The sequence below is a fragment of the Streptomyces venezuelae ATCC 10712 genome, from assembly GCF_008639165.1.
Classification (GTDB): Bacteria; Actinomycetota; Actinomycetes; order Streptomycetales; family Streptomycetaceae; genus Streptomyces; species Streptomyces venezuelae.
Map to the genome: position 1 here is coordinate 4,626,328 of NZ_CP029197.1, position 18,095 is coordinate 4,644,422.

At 71.1% G+C, this 18,095-nt stretch carries 13 protein-coding genes; 8 read left to right on the forward strand and 5 right to left on the reverse strand.

The window, feature by feature from the left end:
- From nuoL to nuoN, 3 genes are read left to right on the forward strand one after another with little or no spacing between them, the layout of a single operon-like run.
- Window positions 1–1,893, forward strand: coding sequence for an NADH-quinone oxidoreductase subunit L (gene nuoL, locus DEJ43_RS21400; RefSeq protein WP_015035473.1), 1,893 nt, complete (start codon window positions 1–3; stop codon window positions 1,891–1,893).
- A gap of 5 nt (window positions 1,894–1,898) precedes the next feature.
- Complete coding sequence (locus DEJ43_RS21405; RefSeq protein ID WP_015035474.1) at window positions 1,899–3,470, forward strand: NADH-quinone oxidoreductase subunit M; 1,572 nt, start codon at window positions 1,899–1,901, stop codon at window positions 3,468–3,470.
- Window positions 3,467–5,128 carry an NADH-quinone oxidoreductase subunit NuoN gene (gene nuoN / locus DEJ43_RS21410; RefSeq protein WP_015035475.1) on the forward strand — a complete coding sequence of 554 codons (1,662 nt, stop codon included), beginning with the start codon at window positions 3,467–3,469 and terminating at the stop codon, window positions 5,126–5,128. The genes DEJ43_RS21405 and nuoN overlap by 4 nt, the downstream gene beginning before the upstream one ends.
- A gap of 75 nt (window positions 5,129–5,203) precedes the next feature.
- Here nuoN and DEJ43_RS21415 read toward each other — a convergent pair whose 3' ends face one another.
- Entirely contained in the window at window positions 5,204–5,533 is a 330-nt protein-coding gene (locus tag DEJ43_RS21415; RefSeq protein WP_145953713.1) for a hypothetical protein, read from the reverse strand.
- A 155-nt stretch (window positions 5,534–5,688) separates the two neighbouring features.
- On the opposite strand from DEJ43_RS21415, the gene DEJ43_RS21420 reads away from it, so the two are divergent.
- Both DEJ43_RS21420 and DEJ43_RS21425 read left to right on the forward strand, forming a co-directional pair.
- Window positions 5,689–6,618, forward strand: coding sequence for a helix-turn-helix domain-containing protein (locus tag DEJ43_RS21420; protein ID WP_015035477.1), 930 nt, complete (start codon window positions 5,689–5,691; stop codon window positions 6,616–6,618).
- A gap of 48 nt (window positions 6,619–6,666) precedes the next feature.
- On the forward strand, window positions 6,667–7,491 hold the full coding sequence (locus tag DEJ43_RS21425; protein ID WP_015035478.1) for a dioxygenase family protein: 825 nt from the start codon (window positions 6,667–6,669) through the stop codon (window positions 7,489–7,491).
- A gap of 9 nt (window positions 7,492–7,500) precedes the next feature.
- Here the strand turns inward: DEJ43_RS21425 and fahA are convergent, their stop codons facing one another.
- Window positions 7,501–8,727, reverse strand: a complete 1,227-nt coding sequence (gene fahA / locus DEJ43_RS21430; RefSeq protein ID WP_015035479.1) for a fumarylacetoacetase — start codon at window positions 8,725–8,727, stop codon at window positions 7,501–7,503.
- A 290-nt stretch (window positions 8,728–9,017) separates the two neighbouring features.
- Here fahA and DEJ43_RS21435 point away from each other — a divergent pair, with 290 nt between their 5' ends.
- Complete coding sequence (locus DEJ43_RS21435; protein ID WP_041662758.1) at window positions 9,018–10,367, forward strand: LPXTG cell wall anchor domain-containing protein; 1,350 nt, start codon at window positions 9,018–9,020, stop codon at window positions 10,365–10,367.
- A gap of 39 nt (window positions 10,368–10,406) precedes the next feature.
- Here DEJ43_RS21435 and DEJ43_RS21440 read toward each other — a convergent pair whose 3' ends face one another.
- Together DEJ43_RS21440 and DEJ43_RS21445 are read right to left on the reverse strand one after the other, a co-directional pair.
- On the reverse strand, window positions 10,407–12,407 hold the full coding sequence (locus DEJ43_RS21440; protein WP_015035481.1) for a CocE/NonD family hydrolase: 2,001 nt from the start codon (window positions 12,405–12,407) through the stop codon (window positions 10,407–10,409).
- Window positions 12,408–12,440: 33 nt separating this feature from the next.
- On the reverse strand, window positions 12,441–13,946 hold the full coding sequence (locus tag DEJ43_RS21445; RefSeq protein ID WP_041662759.1) for a peptide MFS transporter: 1,506 nt from the start codon (window positions 13,944–13,946) through the stop codon (window positions 12,441–12,443).
- 210 nt (window positions 13,947–14,156) lie between these two features.
- On the opposite strand from DEJ43_RS21445, the gene DEJ43_RS21450 reads away from it, so the two are divergent.
- Both DEJ43_RS21450 and DEJ43_RS21455 read left to right on the forward strand, forming a co-directional pair.
- A complete protein-coding gene (locus DEJ43_RS21450; protein ID WP_015035483.1) occupies window positions 14,157–15,167 on the forward strand; it encodes a polyprenyl synthetase family protein in 1,011 nt (336 codons plus the stop codon).
- 209 nt (window positions 15,168–15,376) lie between these two features.
- A complete protein-coding gene (locus DEJ43_RS21455) occupies window positions 15,377–16,579 on the forward strand; it encodes a LolA family protein (protein WP_015035484.1) in 1,203 nt (400 codons plus the stop codon).
- A 91-nt stretch (window positions 16,580–16,670) separates the two neighbouring features.
- On the opposite strand, the gene DEJ43_RS21460 is transcribed toward DEJ43_RS21455, so the two are convergent.
- Window positions 16,671–17,975, reverse strand: a complete 1,305-nt coding sequence (locus DEJ43_RS21460; protein WP_015035485.1) for a M28 family metallopeptidase — start codon at window positions 17,973–17,975, stop codon at window positions 16,671–16,673.
- Between the last annotated feature and the right edge of the window lie 120 nt (window positions 17,976–18,095).

Below are 18,095 nucleotides of genomic sequence, written 5' to 3' on the forward strand. Positions count from 1 at the left end.
GTGGACAATCTGATTGCGCTGCTCATCGCGGCGCCTCTGCTGGGAGCGGTCGTCCTGCTCTGCGGCGGCCGGCGGCTCGACAAGGCCGGGCACTGGATCGGCACGCTCCTCGCGGCCGTCTCCTTCGCCATCGGCCTGGCGCTCTTCGCCGACATGCTCGGCAAGGGCGCCGAGGACCGGGCCCTGCACCAGCGGCTCTTCTCCTGGATCCCGGTCGAGGGCTTCCAGGCGGACATCGCCTTCCAGCTCGACCAGCTGTCGATGACCTTCGTCCTGCTGATCAGCGGTGTGGGCACGCTCATCCACGTGTACTCCATCGGGTACATGGAGCACGACGAGCGCCGCCGCCGCTTCTTCGGCTACCTGAACCTGTTCGTCGCGGCGATGCTGCTGCTCGTCCTCGCCGACAACTACCTGCTCCTGTACTTCGGCTGGGAGGGCGTCGGTCTCGCCTCGTACCTCCTGATCGGCTTCTGGCAGCACAAGCCCAGCGCGGCCACCGCCGCGAAGAAGGCCTTCCTGGTCAACCGGGTCGGCGACATGGGCCTTTCGATCGCGATCATGCTCATGTTCACCACCTTCGGGACCTTCGCCTTCGGGCCGGTGCTGGGGGCGGCGGACCAGACGTCCGAGGGCAAGCTGACCGCGATCGGCCTGATGCTGCTCCTCGCGGCCTGCGGCAAGTCGGCCCAGGTGCCGCTGCAGTCCTGGCTCGGGGACGCGATGGAGGGCCCGACCCCGGTCTCGGCCCTCATCCACGCGGCCACGATGGTGACCGCCGGTGTCTATCTGATCGTCCGCTCCGCCGACATCTTCAACGCCGCTCCCGACGCCCAGCTGGTCGTCACCGTGGTCGGCGCCGTCACGCTCCTCTTCGGTGCGATCGTCGGTTGCGCGAAGGACGACATCAAGAAGGCCCTGGCCGGTTCGACGATGTCGCAGATCGGCTACATGATCCTGGCCGCCGGCCTCGGCCCCATCGGCTACGTCTTCGCGATCATGCACCTGGTGACCCACGGCTTCTTCAAGGCCGGGCTGTTCCTCGGCGCCGGTTCGGTCATGCACGGCATGAACGACGAGGTCGACATGCGCAAGTACGGCGGCCTGCGGAAGTACATGCCGGTCACCTTCATCACCTTCGGCCTCGGCTACCTCGCGATCATCGGCTTCCCCGGCCTGTCCGGCTTCTTCTCCAAGGACAAGATCATCGAGGCGGCCTTCGCCAAGGGCGGCACCGAGGGCTGGATCCTCGGCGCGGTCACCCTGCTCGGCGCGGCCATTACCGCGTACTACATGACCCGCGTGATGCTGATGACCTTCTTCGGCGAGAAGCGCTGGCAGCCCGACGAGCACGGCAACCCGCCGCACCCGCACGAGTCGCCCAAGTCCATGGTCATCCCCATGGTCCTGCTCGCCGTCGGCTCGGTCGCCGGAGGCGCGGTCTTCGAGTTCTCCGGGTTCGTCGAGTGGCTGGAGCCGGTCACCGGCTTCGCCCACGGCCACGCGCCGATCAGCGCCGCCGCCGTCACCACCGCCACCGTCGCCGTCATGGTGATCGGCGTCGGCCTCGCCTACCTCCAGTACGGCCGCAGGCCCGTCCCCGTCACCGCCCCGCGCGGCTCGCTGCTCACCCGGGCCGCCCGCCGCGACCTCCTCCAGGACGACTTCAACCACGCCGTCTTCGTCCGCGGCGGCACCCATCTGACCCGTTCGCTCGTCTACGTCGACCACTCCCTGGTCGACGGCGTGGTCAACGGCACCGCGGCCGGTGTCGGAGGACTCTCCGGCCGGCTGCGCAAGCTCCAGAACGGCTACGCCCGCTCGTACGCGGTCTCCATGTTCGGAGGTACGGCGGTGCTGATCGCCGCGACCCTGCTGATGAGGGCGGTGTAACCACCATGTCTTTCCCGCTCCTTACGGTGACGGCAGCGGTCCCGGCGGTCGGTGCGATCCTCACCGCCGCCGTGCCCGCCGCCCGCCGCACCGCCGCCAAGTGGCTGGCGCTGCTCGTCTCGCTCGCCACGCTCGCGCTCGCCGCCGTCGTCTTCGTACGGTTCGAGCCCGGCGGCGAGCGGTACCAGCTGACCGAGTCGCACGCGTGGATCAAGGACTTCGGCGTCCGCTACGAGCTCGGGGTCGACGGCATCGGGGTCGCGCTCATCGCGCTGACCGCGCTGCTGATCCCGTTCATCGTCCTGGCCGGCTGGCACGACGCCGACCCCCTGGAGACCTCCTCCAAGCGGTGGCGGCCCACCCAGGGCTTCTTCGCCCTGATCCTCATGGTCGAGGCGATGGTGATCCTCTCCTTCGAGGCCACCGACGTCTTCCTCTTCTACATCCTGTTCGAAGCCATGCTCATCCCGATGTACTTCCTCATCGGCGGCTTCGGCGACCGCGCCCACAGCGGCTCCGACGAGAACGCGGCGGCCCAGCGCTCGTACGCGGCCGTCAAGTTCCTCCTCTACAACCTGGTCGGCGGCCTGATCATGCTGGCCGCCGTCATCGGCCTCTACGTGGTCGCGGGGAACTTCTCGCTCACCGAGATCGCCGAGGCCCGGGCCAACGGCTCCCTGGAGATGGCGACCAGCACCGAACGCTGGCTGTTCCTCGGCTTCTTCTTCGCCTTCGCGGTGAAGGCCCCGCTCTGGCCGCTGCACACCTGGCTGCCGAACGCGATGGGGGAGGCGACCGCCCCGGTCGCCGTCCTCATCACCGCCGTCGTCGACAAGGTCGGCACCTTCGCGATGCTCCGCTTCTGCCTCGGCCTCTTCCCCGAGGCCAGCAAGTGGGCCACTCCGGCGATCGTCGTCCTCGCCCTGATCAGCATCGTCTACGGGGCGCTGCTCGCCGTCGGCCAGCGGGACATCAAGCGCCTGGTCGCCTACGCCTCGATCTCGCACTTCGGCTTCATCATCCTGGGCATCTTCGCGATGACCACCCAGGGCCAGTCCGGTGCCACGCTCTACATGGTCAACCACGGCATCTCGACGGCCGCGCTGATGCTCGTCGCCGGCTTCCTGATCTCCCGGCGCGGCTCGCGGCTCATCGCCGACTACGGCGGGGTGCAGAAGGTCGCCCCGGTGCTCGCCGGCACCTTCCTGATCGGTGGCCTCGCGACCCTGTCGCTGCCCGGACTCGCCCCGTTCGTCAGTGAGTTCCTCGTCCTGGTCGGCACGTTCGCCCGCTACCCGGTGGCCGGTGTCATCGCCACCACCGGCATCGTCCTCGCCGCGCTCTACACCCTCGTCCTGTACCAGCGGACGATGACCGGGCCGGTGAAGGAGGAGGTGCGGACGCTGCCCGACCTGCGGGCGCGTGAACTCGCGGTGGTCGTCCCGCTGATCGCCGTCCTGATCTTCCTCGGGGTCTTCCCGAAGCCGCTGACGGACGTCGTCAACCCGGCCGTGCAGCACACCATGTCCGACGTCCAGCAGAAGGACCCCAGCCCCGAAGTGGAGGCGGCCAAGTGAGCACCTCAGCCGTCGCGTCCTCTGTCCACAGCCTGTGGACGACCGCTGCCGAGCCGCTGGACAAGATCCCGGCGCCCCACATCGAGTACACCCAGCTCTCGCCCGTCCTCATCGTGGTCGGCGCGGCGATCGTCAGCGTCCTAGTCGAGGCGTTCGTCCCCCGAAAGGCCCGCTACCACAGCCAGGTCTTCCTCAGCGTCGTCGCGCTCGCCGCCGCCTTCGCCGCCATCGTCGGCCTGGCGGCCGGCGGTTACGGCTCCACCAAGGCCCACATCGCGGCCATGGGCGCCATCGCCGTCGACGGGCCCGCCCTCTTCCTCCAGGGCACCATTCTCCTCGCCTCCATCGTGGCGATCTTCACCTTCGCCGAGCGCAGGCTCGACCCGGCCGACCACGGCCACAAGGTCGACTCCTTCGCCGCCGAGGCCGCCGCCGTCCCCGGCAGCGACCACGAGAAGGCCGCGATCAAGGCCGGGTTCACCACCACCGAGGTCTTCCCGCTCGCCCTCTTCGCCATCGCCGGCATGCTGGTCTTCCCGGCGGCCAACGACCTCCTGACGCTCTTCGTCGCCCTGGAGGTCTTCTCCCTCCCGCTGTACCTGCTCTGCGCCGTCGCCCGCCGCAAGCGGCTGATGTCGCAGGAGGCGGCCGTCAAGTACTTCCTGCTCGGCGCCTTCTCCTCGGCCTTCCTGCTCTTCGGGATCGCCCTCCTCTACGGCTACGCGGGCTCCGTCTCGTACGCCACGATCGCCCAGGTCGTCGACGGCGCGGTCGGCTCGGTCAACCCGGCGCTCGCCGACACCATGGGCAACGACGCCCTGCTGCTCATCGGCTTCGCCATGGTCCTCATGGGGCTGCTCTTCAAGGTCGGCGCCGTCCCGTTCCACATGTGGACCCCGGACGTCTACCAGGGCGCCCCGACCCCGGTCACCGGCTTCATGGCCGCCGCGACCAAGGTCGCCGCGTTCGGCGCGCTGCTCCGCCTGCTGTACGTGGTGCTGCCGGGCCTCACCTGGGACTGGCGGCCCGTCATGTGGGGCGTCGCCATCGTCACCATGCTGGGCGGTGCGATCGTCGCCATCACCCAGACCGACATCAAGCGGCTCCTCGCGTACTCGTCGATCGCGCACGCGGGCTTCCTGCTCGCGGGTGTCATCGCGGCCACCCCGAGCGGGATCTCGTCCGTCCTGTTCTACCTGGGCGCCTACTCCTTCGTGACCATCGGCGCGTTCGCCGTCGTCACGCTGGTCAGGGACGCCGGCGGCGAGGCCACCCACCTGTCCAAGTGGGCCGGTCTCGGGCGGCGTTCGCCGCTCGTCGCGGCGGTCTTCGCGGTCTTCCTGCTCGCCTTCGCCGGCATCCCGCTGACCTCCGGCTTCTCCGGCAAGTTCGCGGTCTTCAAGGCGGCGGCGGACGGCGGCGCGGGAGCGCTCGTCGTGGTCGGTGTGATCTCCTCGGCGATCGCCGCGTTCTTCTACATCCGGGTGATCGTGCTGATGTTCTTCAGCGAGCCGAAGGCGGACGGCCCCACCGTCGCCGTGCCCTCCGCGCTGACCACCGTCACCATCACGGCGGGCGTCGCGGTCACGCTGGTGCTCGGCCTCGCGCCGCAGTACTTCCTGGACCTCGCGAACCAGGCGAGCGTGTTCGTCCGGTAGCGGCGGCCGCACGCGCGAAGGGCCCGGCTCGGGGGCGAGCCGGGCCCTTCGGCGTACGCGGGGTGCGTCCGCCGCCTACGGGTGCGGGGGAGCGCCCGCCGGGCACTTCACCTTCGGGTTGTAGCGGGCGAAGAGACCCGACGGGTTCTTCTTGTACAGCCAGACGTGCCGGTCGTAGGTGCTGCCCAGGCCGGGGATGACGTTCGGGCCGTCGAACTTGCGGTCGAACATCACCGGGGCGGGCCGGCCCACCTCCAGGACCACCCACTCGGCGGCGACGAGGTGCCGCTTGCCGTCCGTACCGTCCTCGAAGAGCACGGCGGCCGGGCGGGACGGGTCGGTGGAGCCGATGTTGGCCGGGTTGACGTAGTGGTAGCCCATGCCGCCCAGGACGGGGTCGGACACGCACGCGTCGGTCTGAGCCCACGTGAGGAGCATGGTCCGCCCACCGGGGGTGCCGCCCGCGGGGGTGACCCATTGGAGGTGGCCGTGCCATCGTGGGAACCGCCCCCAGTGGTCTGTACCACCCGGTCGTCTGCTCAGGAGGGAGAAGCGGCACGATGAGCCACACCACCGCCTTACCGGGAACCCCCTGCGCCACCCCGAGGGCCGGCGACCCGCCCATGCACCGCCTGGAGGTCCGGCTCCCCGACCAGGTGCCCTTCGCCGCCGGGACCTTCGACACCATCGGCCCCATGGCCAGGGCCGCCTTCCCGCACCGGCACACCTTCTACGAGATCGTCCACGTCACCGCCGGGACCGGCACGCACGTCGTAGACCTCACCCGCTGGCCGCTCCGGCCGCCCCACCTCGGCCTGATCCTGCCCGGACAGATGCACCACTGGGAGGACACCCGGGGTCTCGACGGCAGCGTCGTCCTCTTCACCGAGGACTTCCTCCTCGACCACCCCGGCGACCGGGACCTCCTGCGCCGCCTCGGCGAGCGGCCCTGGCTCAGCCTCGACGGGCCCGCGCACACCCGCACCGGCCGGCTGATGGCCGAACTCATCGAGGAGTACGGACACGGCGCCGACGGCTTCGCCACCGTCCTGCGCTCCCTGCTGCACGTCCTCCTGGTCCGAACCGCCCGGCTGCGCGGCCCCGGAGCGAGCCCGCAGCCGGCGGGCAGGCCCGCGGCCGTGGCCGAGGAGTTCGCGCGGCTGCTCGCCCGCGGCGGGACGGACGGCCGTTCCGTACGGGAGTGCGCCGAGCTGATCGGCGTCACCCCCGGCTACCTCGCCGAGGCCGTCCGCACCGCCACCGGCCGCACCCCCGGAGCGCTGCTCCGCGAGGCCCGCTGCCGGGAGGCCCAACGCCTGCTCGTGGGCAGCGAACTGTCGATCCGTCAGGTCGCGGCGCGGGTCGGCTTCGACGACGCCGCCTACTTCTGCCGCTTCTTCCGCCGCGAGACCGGCCTCAGCCCGGGCGACTTCAGAAAACACCACGACCGCCGCGCTCCGTCCATCGAAAGCCGCGGCGGCCCGTCCTAGGTTCGTTGCCGACCCCCCTCAGCCCCCACGCGAGGAGAGCAGGCAGCCATGGACCACGAGACCAGTACCGGACACGTCACCCGCAAGGCGGTGCTGCGGGCCGCCTTCGCCGCCGGCATCGCGGCGCCCGCGGTGCTCATGGGCGTACCGGCGCTCGCCCGTACCCTCACCGAAGGGGAGGCGGCGCCCGCGCTCACCCCGGAGTGCGACGACGGCGACGACCCCACCCCGCCGCAGACCGAAGGCCCCTACTTCAAGCCCTCCTCGCCCCTGCGAAGCAGCCTGGTGGAGCCCGGCACGGCGGGGGCCCGGCTGACGGTGAGCGGCTACGTCTTCGGGCTCGCCTGCCGCCCGCTGGCCGGCGTCCTGCTCGACTTCTGGCAGGCCGACACCAACGGCGCCTACGACAACACCGGCTACCGCTTCCGGGGCCACCAGTTCACCGACGCCCAGGGCGCCTTCCGGCTCGCCACGATCGTGCCCGGCCTCTACCCGGGCCGCACCCGGCACCTCCACGTCAAGGTGCAGGCCCCCGGCCGGCCGGTGCTCACCACCCAGCTGTACTTCCCCGGCGAGCCGCGCAACAACACCGACAGCATCTTCGACGCCCGGCTGCTCATGAGCGTCCGGGACGCGGGCCCGGCGAAGGAGGCGGCCTTCGACTTCGTCCTGAACGTGCCCCAGGGCCCCGGGCCGAGCCCGACCGCCACCGCCACGACCCCGCCGCCCGGCGGCAGTTGGGCCGCCGGGACCGCCTACCGGGCCGGTGACAGGGTCACCTACGGCGGCCTGGCCTATGTGTGCCTGCAGGCACACACGGGCCAGGCCGGCTGGGAGCCGCCGAACGTGCCCGCGCTCTGGCGGGCCGGGTAGCCGGACCGGTCAGGCCGAGGGAACGATCCGGCCCCGGACCTCGCCGAGCGCGACCCGGGTGCCGTCCGGGCCCGGAGCCCAGGCCGTCAGGACGACCTCGTCGCCGTCCTCGAGGAACGTCCGCTTGCCGCCGGCGAGTTCGATCGCGTCGCGGCCGTTCCAGGTGAGTTCGAGCAGCGAACCGCGCTGGTTCACCTCGGGCCCGGACACCGTCCCGGAGCCGTACAGGTCACCCGTGCGCAGCGAGGCGCCGTTCACCGTCATGTGGGCGAGCTGCTGGGCGGCCGTCCAGTACATGGTGGAGAACGGCGGCTCGGCCACCAGCTCGCCGTTGATCTCCACGGAGATCCGCAGGTCGAAGCCGCCCGGCTCCTCCTCCGCCGCGTCGTCCAGGTACGGCAGCAGCGGGAGGTCCCGGGCGGGCGGGGCGGTCCGGGCGGCGTCCAGCGCCTCCAGGGGCGTCACCCAGGCCGACACCGACGTCTGGAACGACTTCCCGAGGAACGGGCCCAGCGGCACGTACTCCCAGGCCTGCACGTCACGCGCCGACCAGTCGTTCAGCAGGGTCAGACCGAAGACGTGCTCCCGGAAGTCGGCGAGCGCGACCGGACGGCCCAGCTCGGACGGGGTGCCGACCAGGAAGCCGACCTCCGCCTCGATGTCCAGCTTCACCGAGGGCCCGAAGACGGGGGCCGCGTCGGTGGGCGCCTTGCGCTGCCCCGAGGGGCGGACGACATCGGTGCCCGAGACCACCACGGTGCCCGCACGGCCGTGGTAACCGATCGGCAGGTGCTTCCAGTTGGGGGTGAGCGCGTCGCCGTCCGGGCGGAAGATCCGGCCCACGTTCGTGGCGTGGTGCTCGCTCGCGTAGAAGTCGACGTAGTCGGCGACCTCGTACGGCAGGTGCAGGGTCACCGCGTCCAGCGGGTGCAGGAGCGGCTCGATGTCCGCCCGGTGCGCGGGGACGGTCACCCAGGCCGTGAGCGCCCGGCGCACATCACGCCAGGCGGTCCGCCCGGCCGCGAGCAGTGGGTTCAGGCTCGGCCGGTCGAGCAGCGCCGCGTACGGGGAGCCGAGCGCGTGCGCCGCGGCACCCGCGTCCAGCACGTGCCCGCCGATCCGGACGCCGAGCCGGCGCCGGTCGGGCTCGTCGGCGGTGGAGAAGACGCCGTACGGAAGGTTGTGCGGGCCGAAGGGATCGCCCTCGGCCAGGTCGAGCGGGCTGTGCTCGGACATCGGTGCGTGCCTCGCTTTCCACGTGTGTGGGGGACACGTTACGGGGCGGGCCGCCGGGCGCGGATGACATGGATCACACAGAAAGTGCGGCCTCCGTGGGCAACTGCCCCAGTTCATGAGGATTGTGTGTCGGCTGGTCCCCCCGCCCCGCTCCGAGCTGCGAAAACAGCTCTCCCGCGCGGCCGTTCCTGGCCATACGATCAGGCTGGTATCGCGCCGCGTGAGGTTGCCGCAGGCGCGTGCCCGCTCTTCTTTCATCCTTCCCTGACCAGGAAAAAGGGTCCCGCACTGTGAAGATTCGTCGCATTCTCGCGACCGCCGTGGCCGCCGCCGTGACCACCCCCGTCGTGTTCCTCTCGGCCGCGCCCGCCTTCGCCGACACCAAGCCGACGCCCGCCTCGACGCAGAAGCCCGCCGCGGACGAGGACGGCCCGGACGAGGACTTCGCCGAGTACGAGAAGCTCATCGCCGCCGTCGAGAAGGCGGAGGCGAAGATCAAGGCGCTCGACGCCGAGCGTGACGGCGTCGAGAAGAAGATCGCCGCCGACGACATCGGCCAGGCGGTCAAGACCGAGCGCGCCGAGGCGCAGAAGGCGCTCGACGCCGCCACGGCCGCCAAGACCGCCGCCGACGAGACGCTGGCCAAGGCCGAGGCGGCGCTGAAGAAGCTCCTGGAGACCCCGGCCGACGGCCAGACGCCGCCCACCGAGCAGCAGAAGGCGGACGCCGAGAAGGCCGTCGCCGACGCCAAGAAGGCCGTCGAGGCCGCCGACGCCGCCAAGGGCGCCGCGAAGGTCCGGAACGACGCCGCGGTCAAGGCCGCCACGGACGCCATGGTGGAGCTCTTCCGCCAGCTGGGGCGCATCGACGAGAAGCTGAAGACGGCCAAGGAGGAGCTCGCCGCCGCCGAGAAGGCGCTGGAGGAGTTCGAGGGCACCGACCCGGAGTGCAAGGAGGACCGTTCCGTCCTCGTCGACCTGACCGGGCCGAAGAAGATCACCGCCGGCACCAGCGCCGTCTTCTCCCTGAGCATCAAGAACAACTCGCAGCGCACCCTCGACTCCGTCAACGCGCTCGCCTTCGCGACGAACCTCCCCGACGACTGGGAGGACGTCCTCGAAGGCGAGAAGCCGGAGCAGTTCATCACCGTCGAGTGGACCGGCGCCGGCAACCCGCACTGGTCGCCGATCACCGAGGAGTTCGACTCCATCGAGGTCGGCAGCCTCGCCCAGGGCAAGAAGGCCGACGTGAAGCTGCGCCTCACGCTCGACCCGAAGATCCCGGTCGGCAAGGGCGTCGCCTTCTCCACCGGCGCGTACGAGAACAACGACGGCTCCTGCGGCATCAGCGAGCAGTACTCCAACGCGTACTTCGACATCGTCTCCGGCAAGACCGACAAGCCGCAGCCGAAGCCGACCCCGTCGAAGACCACCGCGACGCCCACCCCGGCGCCCACCAGCGGTGGCAACGGCAACACCAGCCAGCAGGGCGGCTCGTCGAACACCCCGGTGAAGGGCAGCCTCGCCGCCACCGGTGCGAACGACACCCTGCCGCTGGGCCTCGCGGCCGCCGCTGCCGTCGCCCTCGGCGCCGGCGCCCTGGTCGTCGCCCGCCGCCGCAAGGCCGACGGCACCGCGTAACCAGGCCCAGCCCCACCCCGTCCCCCGTACGGCGCGCGCTCAGCCCGCCGTGCGGGGGATCGTCTTCTCCCACGTCCGGTGGAACGCCACCTCCCCGCCCTCCTTGCACACCACCTCGTCCGTCGTGTGGAAGGCGTCCGCGTCGCAGCTGATCTCCGAGCGGGTGTCGATCGTGACGTCCCAGGCCATGTCCGGGCGGTGCAGGCGGATCGTCCACTCCGAGCGGGTGCGGGCCGACAGGGGGCCGCTCTCGTCGATCGTGTACGTCTCCAGGGCGTCCTCCGTGAACTCCAGGCCGTCCGGGTACACGCGCGTGCCGCCGTACCTCGGGTCGACCTCCAGGGTCCACTCGCCCTTCGCCACGTCCCTGACCACGAGCCGCTCCGGGCGGGGCTCCTCCAGGGTGCGCGGGAAGACCACGCCCAGCGGCTCCGACTGCTCCGGTTCCTGCCATTCGACGGCGTCCTCGGTGGCGCCGCGGACCGGCAGGGTGAGGGAGGAGCCCGCCGGGTCGAGAGTGAAGCCCGCCGCGTCCGGCTGCGGCCAGATCCACGGCCAGTACGTGGACGAGACCGCCAGCCGCACCCGGTGGCCGGGCGCGAAGGAGTGGCCGATGCCGTTCAGTTCGAAGACGAAGCTCTCCGTCTCGCCGATCTGCGCCTCCACGGCCCGGTCGCGGCCGTAGCGGGCGGAGAAGTTCAGCGCGCCCCGGGTGACCAGGGTGGAGGAGCCGTCGGGGGCGATGTCGCAGAGCCGGGCGACGACCTGCCCGGTGGGGGCGGCCGTGCGCAGGGCGAGGCTCACCGACGGGCGGCCGAGGATCTCGACGGGGCCGCCGTCCTCGGGGACCGGGAAGTCGAAGCAGGCCGAGTGGGCGTCCTCGTCGCGCTGGTCGGGCGGCAGGTCGGCGTCGTTGCCGAAGGGGAAGAAGCGGCCCGCGTCGAGCCCGGTCTGCTGCGGCGAGTCGACGACGACCGGCAGGCCCTGGAAGGCGTACCGGACGGGGGTGACGTGCGGGGAGGGCCAGGCGGGGTCGGCGACCCAGCGGCCCGGCAGCTCCTCGTAGACGGTGGCCGGCGGGTGCGAGTCGCTGATCCAGGAGCGCAGCAGCGGCTCGGCCATCATGTCGTTCTCGGCGCCCTTGAGGTGGTGGTCCCACCAGCGCAGGGTCTCCTGGAGGAAGCCGATCGCCGGGCCGGGCGGCAGCCCGCGGTCCGGGTACTGGTGCGACCAGGGGCCGATGATGCCGCGTACCCGGTCCTGGGGGAGGTGCTCCACCAGGCGGAGCACGGTGTCGCGGTACGGATCGTGCCAGCCGCCCACGGCGAGGACGGCGGCCCGGATCGCCGGGTAGTCCTCGCAGACGCTGCCGTGCCGCCAGTACGCGTCACGTGTCTGGTGGGAGAGCCAGGTGTGGATGAACGGCTCCACCGCCTCCAGGCGCTTCAGCCACATCTCCCGCCACTCCTCGCCCACGTGCCGGGGGTCCGGCGGCCGGCAGACGAAGGCGAGCATGGTGGCCGCCCAGGCGTGCATGTCCACGGCGAGGACCGAGCCGCCCATGTAGTGGACGTCGTTGTCGTAGCGGTCGTCGGTGGAGCAGACGGTGACGATCGCCTTCAGCGGCTCGGGGGCGAGCGCCGCGATCTGCAGCGAGTTGAAGCCGCCCCAGGAGATGCCGAACATGCCGACCTTGCCGGTGCACCAGGGCTGCTCGGCGAGCCAGTTCACGACGGCCACGCCGTCGGCGAGCTCGACCGGGTCGTACTCGTCGCCGGGCAGGCCCTCGCTGTTGCCGTGGCCGCGGACGTCCACCCGTACGGACGCGTAGCCGTGGCCCGCGTACCAGGGGTGGCGCTGCCAGTCGCGGGGCGCCGTCCAGTCGGTGAGGCGGTACGGCAGGTACTCCAGGAGCGCCGGTACGGGCTCCTCGGTCATCGGCCGCCACACGCGCGCGTACAGCCTGGTTCCGTCCGGCAGCGGGATGCGGATGTCCTCGTGGCGGGTCTCGTACGGGAAGTCGGTACGGATCTTCGTCATCGGGTCACCTCGGGGGTCGCCTCAGGGGTTGCCTCAGTGGACGGGGTGCATGGTGCGGCGCAGCCAGGGCGCCAGGGCGATCACGACGAGGCCGACGGCCACGGCCACGGCGCCGTTCACGCCGAAGTACACGGGCTTGGAGACGTCGTCGTAGAGCTTCACGGTCTGCGCCTGGATGCCGTTGGCGAGCGCAAGGGAGAGGAACCAGAGCGACATGGTCTGGCTGGAGAAGGCCTTCGGGGCGAGCTTGCTCGTCGCGGACATCCCGGAGGTCTCCAGGAGCACGTCACCGAGGCCGAGCAGCAGGTACGAGCCGACGATCCACCAGGCGGCCATCTTGTACGTGTCGTCGGCGTGCCCCGAGGTCGGCAGGACCATCAGGAGGAACGACAGACCGCCGAGGATCACCCCGAAGGCGATCTTGTTGGAGGCGTGCGGCTGCCGGTGCCCCATCCGGGCCCAGACGGCGGCCACCACGGGCGCCAGGGCCACCTCGAAGGCGCCGAGGGCGGAGGCGTACCAGCTCGCCGGGAAGTCGAAGCCGAGGATGGTGGTCCGGGCGTTGGTGGACGCCAGCAGGATCATCGTCGAGTAGGCCTGGAAGAGGATGAAGTTGAAGACCACCGAGGCCAGGAAGAGCACGACGTACGGCCTGAGCCGGCCGCGCTCCTCCGCCGTGACCCGGGGGCTGGTGAACATCACCCAGAAGTAGACGACCGGTGCGATCACCGAGATCACGGTGAGCACGTCGACGAAGCGGTCCATCGTCAGCCAGCCCGCGAGCGCGAGGCCCGTGGCGGCGGCCGCCACGACGACCGCGCCGGCGATCATCAGCCGGACCGCCCGCCGCATGGCCTCGGGGGCCAGCGCGAACTCGGCGGAGTGCTTGCGCCCGGCCAGGTGACGCCGCCCGGCGACGTACTGGATCAGGCCGAGCGTCATGCCGAGCGCGGCGGCGGAGAAGCCCCAGTGGTAGCCCTTGTGGTCGGCGAGCCAGCCGGTGATCAGCGGGCCGGCGAAGGCGCCGATGTTGATCGCCATGTAGTAGAGCGCGAAACCGGCGTCGCGCCGGTCGTCGTCCGTCCGGTACAGCTTGCCGACCATGGTCGCCACGTTCGGCTTGAGCAGTCCGGTGCCGGCGCTGATCAGGCCGAGGCCCACCCACGTCATGGCGGCCGTCGGCACCGCCATCGCGTAGTGGCCGCAGGCGATGAGGATGCCGCCCCAGAGGACCGCGCGGTACGAGCCGAGGATGCGGTCCGCGAGCCAGCCGCCGGCCACCGAGACCAGGTAGACGAGGGTGCCGTACGCGGCCGAGACCGAGGCGGCGGTGCCCGACGCCATCCCGAGGCCGCCGTCGGAGACGGCCGCCGCGAAGTAGAGGACGAGGATCGCCTGCATGCCGAGGAACGAGAACCGCTCCCAGACCTCCAGGCCGGAGAGGCTCAGCAGACCCCGGGGATGCCCGAAGAAGGCGCGGTCGTCCTCGGGGGGAGGCTGCTCGCCGTTCGCGTCGGTGTCGATCGTTGTTTGGGACAAAGGGCGCACTCCAGGTCGTATGAGCTGATCCCGAACATACCGGGGGTGACGGGAAGGCGCCCACGGTGATCGAAAGGTGACCGGATACGCTGGCTTGAGTGAATCGAGCGACACATCGACAATCCATGTGATCGTCAGCGTGATCGCCGGCAATCCGTGTGACCGATTCGTGGGAACGTCAGCAGGCGTCAGCAGACAGGAGACCCCCTCGTGACCGTCGTCGGGCCGTTCGGTCTTAGCGTGCGGGACCAGGCTCTTGAGGCCGATGTCCAGACCGGTTTGGCGGCCGTGGAGGCGGGCCTCCTGGACGCCACCAAGAGCGATGTCCCCTTCATCACGGAGGCCGCGCAGCACCTCGTCCTCGCCGGCGGGAAGCGTTTCCGCCCCCTGCTCGTGATGCTCGCCGCCCAGTTCGGCGACCCGTACGCACCCGGCGTCGTGCCCTCCGCCGTCGTCGTCGAGCTCACCCACCTGGCCACGCTCTACCACGACGACGTCATGGACGAGGCCGACGTCCGCCGCGGCGTCGACAGCGCCAACACCCGCTGGGGCAACTCGATCGCCGTCCTCACGGGTGACTTCCTCTTCGCCCGCGCCTCGCACACGCTCGCGGACCTCGGCCCCGAGGCCGTGCGCATCCAGTCCGAGGCGTTCGAACGGCTCGTCACCGGCCAGATCCTGGAGACCGCCGGCCCGCAGGAGGGCCGCGACCCGGTCGACCACTACCTCGACGTCCTCGGCGGCAAGACCGGCTCCCTCGTGGCCGTCTCCTGCCGCTTCGGCGCCATGATGGCCGGCGCCGACGAGAGCGTCGTCGACATCCTCACCCAGTACGGCGAGCGGCTCGGCGTCGCCTTCCAGCTCGCCGACGACGTCCTCGACATCGCCTCCGACTCCCACGAGTCAGGCAAGACCCCCGGCACCGACCTCCGCGAGGGCATCCCCACCCTCCCCGTCCTCCATCTGCGGGCAGCCGCCGCCGCCCACGGGCGCCCCGAGGACCTGGAGCTCGTCGCCCTCGTCGACGGCGACCTCAGCGACGACGACCGGCACGCCGAGGCCCTTCGCCTGCTGCGCGCCCACCCGGCCCTCGAACAGGCCCGGCGGGACACCGTGCGGTACGCCGAGGAGGCCCGGGCCATGCTGGCGCCGCTGCCCGACGGGTACGCGAAGTCGGCCCTGGCGGAGATGTGCGACGCGGTGGTCCACCGGGCGGGCTGAGCCGCCGTCTCGGGGTGCCCGGCCGGGCACCCGGGCCCGCCGCTCCGGCCGTCCGGGTCCGCCGTGCGGGCCAGGTGGTCTCAGGGTCGGGTCATCCCGAAGCAGTACGCGAGGTTGATCCCCCGGGCTGACGCTTCCGCGCCCTCCGTTTGGTGAGATGGAGACATCGACCACGGAAGGCCCGGAAGGGCACGGAGGTAGGGGAGACCATGGCAGAGACCCGTAAGGCCGGCCGGTACATCGTCCCGGTCGCGGTGGCCGGAGTGGCCGCGGCGACCATCGGCCTCGTCCCGGCACTGGCGGCGTCGGGCGACCCCGACCTGCCGGAGATCACCGCCCAGCAGCTCATCGAGAAGATCGCCGCCTCGGACACCCAGACCCTGTCCGGCACCTTCAGGATCTCCACCGACCTGGGCCTGCCCCTCGAAGGCCTCGCCTCCGGCCTGACCTCCGGCCTCGGCGGCGGCGCCGGCGGCTCCGGCGGCTCCGGTACGGCGGACCCCTCGCAGAAGCTCACCGAGCTCATCTCCGGCAGCCACACCCTCCGCGTGGCGGCCGACGGCCCCGAGCGCCAGAAGCTGACGCTGCTCGACGGCTCCGACGAGTACAGCCTGATCCACAACGGCGACGACGTCTGGGCGTACGACAGCAAGTCCAAGGAGGTCTTCCACGAGAAGGCCCCGGCGGACGCGGGCCCCAAGGACGCCCCGAAGGCGGAGCTCCCGGGCACGCCCAAGCAGCTCGCGGACGAGGTCCTGAAGGCCGCCGGTGACACCACGTCGATCACCGTCGACGGTACGGCGAAGGTGGCCGGCCGGGACGCGTACCAGCTGGTGATCAAGCCGAAGCAGGCCGGTTCCACGGTCGAGTCGGTGAAGATCGCGGTGGACGCGGCCAACGGCACCCCGCTGAAGTTCACCCTGGCCTCGGTCGAGGGCGGCAAGCCCGTCGTCGACGCGGGCTTCACCAAGGTCGACTTCTCGAAGCCGGCGGCCTCCGACTTCACCTTCAAGGCGCCCGAGGGCGCGAAGGTGACCGAGGGCGGGGCGGAGAAGGCGGCCGGCGAGAAGGACGGCCCCTTCGACGGGCCGCTGCCGGAGGGCCTTGAGGAGGCGTTCGGCGGCTTCGGTCCCGGCGCGGGCGCCGGCAAGGGCGACGTGAACGTCATCGGCGAGGGCTGGACGGCGATCGCGAAGATCGACACCGGGGCGCCGGCGCCCAAGACCGACGAAGCGCCGAAGGAGATCCAGGGGCTCCTGGGCTCCTTCGGCGACAAGGTCACCGGGAAGTTCGGCTCGGGCACCGTCTTCAAGACGAAGATCGTGAACGCGCTCCTCACCGACGACGGCAAGGTCTACGTCGGAGCGGTCACGAAGGACGCGCTGGTGAACGCGGCGAACGCCGGCAAGTAGAGCCGCACGCACGAGAGTTGGGACCCCGGGCGGGTCGGGGGCGATGGTCACCGACCCGCCCGGGCGTTCTTGGGCGCCTGCTCCCGCGGCCTTACGGGAAGGTCAGCTTGAAGCTGTTGATGTAGCCGGTGTCGGCCGAGGCCTTGTCCTGGACGCGGAGCTTCCAGGCGCCGTTGGCGACCTCGGAGGAGGCGTTCACGGTGAAGGTCTGGACGATGTTGTCGGCGCTGCCGCCGGACCGGTTGGACAGGCTGTAGGCCGTGCCGTCCGGGGCGACGAGGTCGACGACGAGGTCACCGCGGTAGGTGTGGACGATGTTCACGTCCACCTTGAGGGCGGAGGGCGCGTTGCCCGCGATGCCGGTGACGTTGACCGTCGAGGTCACCGCGGCGCCGTTGTCCGGGATCGAGACGTCGGCCGTGTTCTCGAAGACCGTGCCGGGCGGCGTGGTCGTACCGGCGGACAGCGTCCAGATCGCGTGCGCGATCGCGTCGCTGTTGCGGTCGAGAGCGGTGTCGTTGATGTTCGACGTCGTGTCGCAGGACGAGTGGTAGCAGCGGTCGAAGGCCGTGGCCGTACCGCCCCACTTCTGCACCTGGGCACTGGACTTGACCCGGCTGGCACCCGTGAAGAGGCCACCGACGGGGACGCCGACGTTCTTGAAGGAGGCGTGGTCGGAGCGGCCGTCGCCCTCCGTCTCGATCTCCGTCGGGACGCCGAGACCGGCGAAGTAGTTCTTGAAGGTCGTCTCGATCGTCGGGTCGTCGTCGTAGACGAAGTAGCCCGGGTTCGGCGAGCCGATCATGTCGAAGTTGAGGTAGCCGGAGAGCTTGGCGCGCTCGGTGGTGGGCAGCTGGGACACGTAGTACTTCGAGCCGACGAGACCGAGCTCCTCCGCGCCCCACCAGCCGAAGCGCAGGTGCTTGGTGGGCTGGTAGCCGGAGCGGGCGACGGCGAGCGCGGTCTCCAGGACGGCGGCGGAGCCCGAGCCGTTGTCGTTGATGCCGGGGCCCGAGGACACCGAGTCGAGGTGCGAGCCGGCCATCAGGACCTGGTTCGGGTCGCCGCCGGGCCAGTCGGCTATCAGGTTGTAGCCGGTGGCGCCGCTGGAGGTGAACTGCTGCACGGTGGTGGTGTAGCCGGCGGCGTCCAGCTTGGCCTTCACGAAGTCGATCGACGCCTTGTAGCCGGTACGGCCGTGGGCGCGGTTGCCGCCGTTGGCGGTGGCGATCGACTGGAGGTCCGCCAAGTGCTGCTTGACGTTGGCCAGCGGGATGTCGGGCGCGGCGGCGGCAGCGGCCGGGGCGGCCGTCGCGCCGGTGCCGGTGAGTCCGGCGAGGGCGAGCGCCGCGAGGGCGGCGACCGCGGTGACGCGTCTGGGCACGGAGATGTTCATGTGGGGGCTCCGGATTCCGAACGGGGATGGGACGGAACGTGCGAGACGCCTCGGGCGTGAGTGCCACGAGGCGCTGGAGCTGTGCGTGTGCGTGTGCGGTGTTCAGTTGTCCGAGGGATC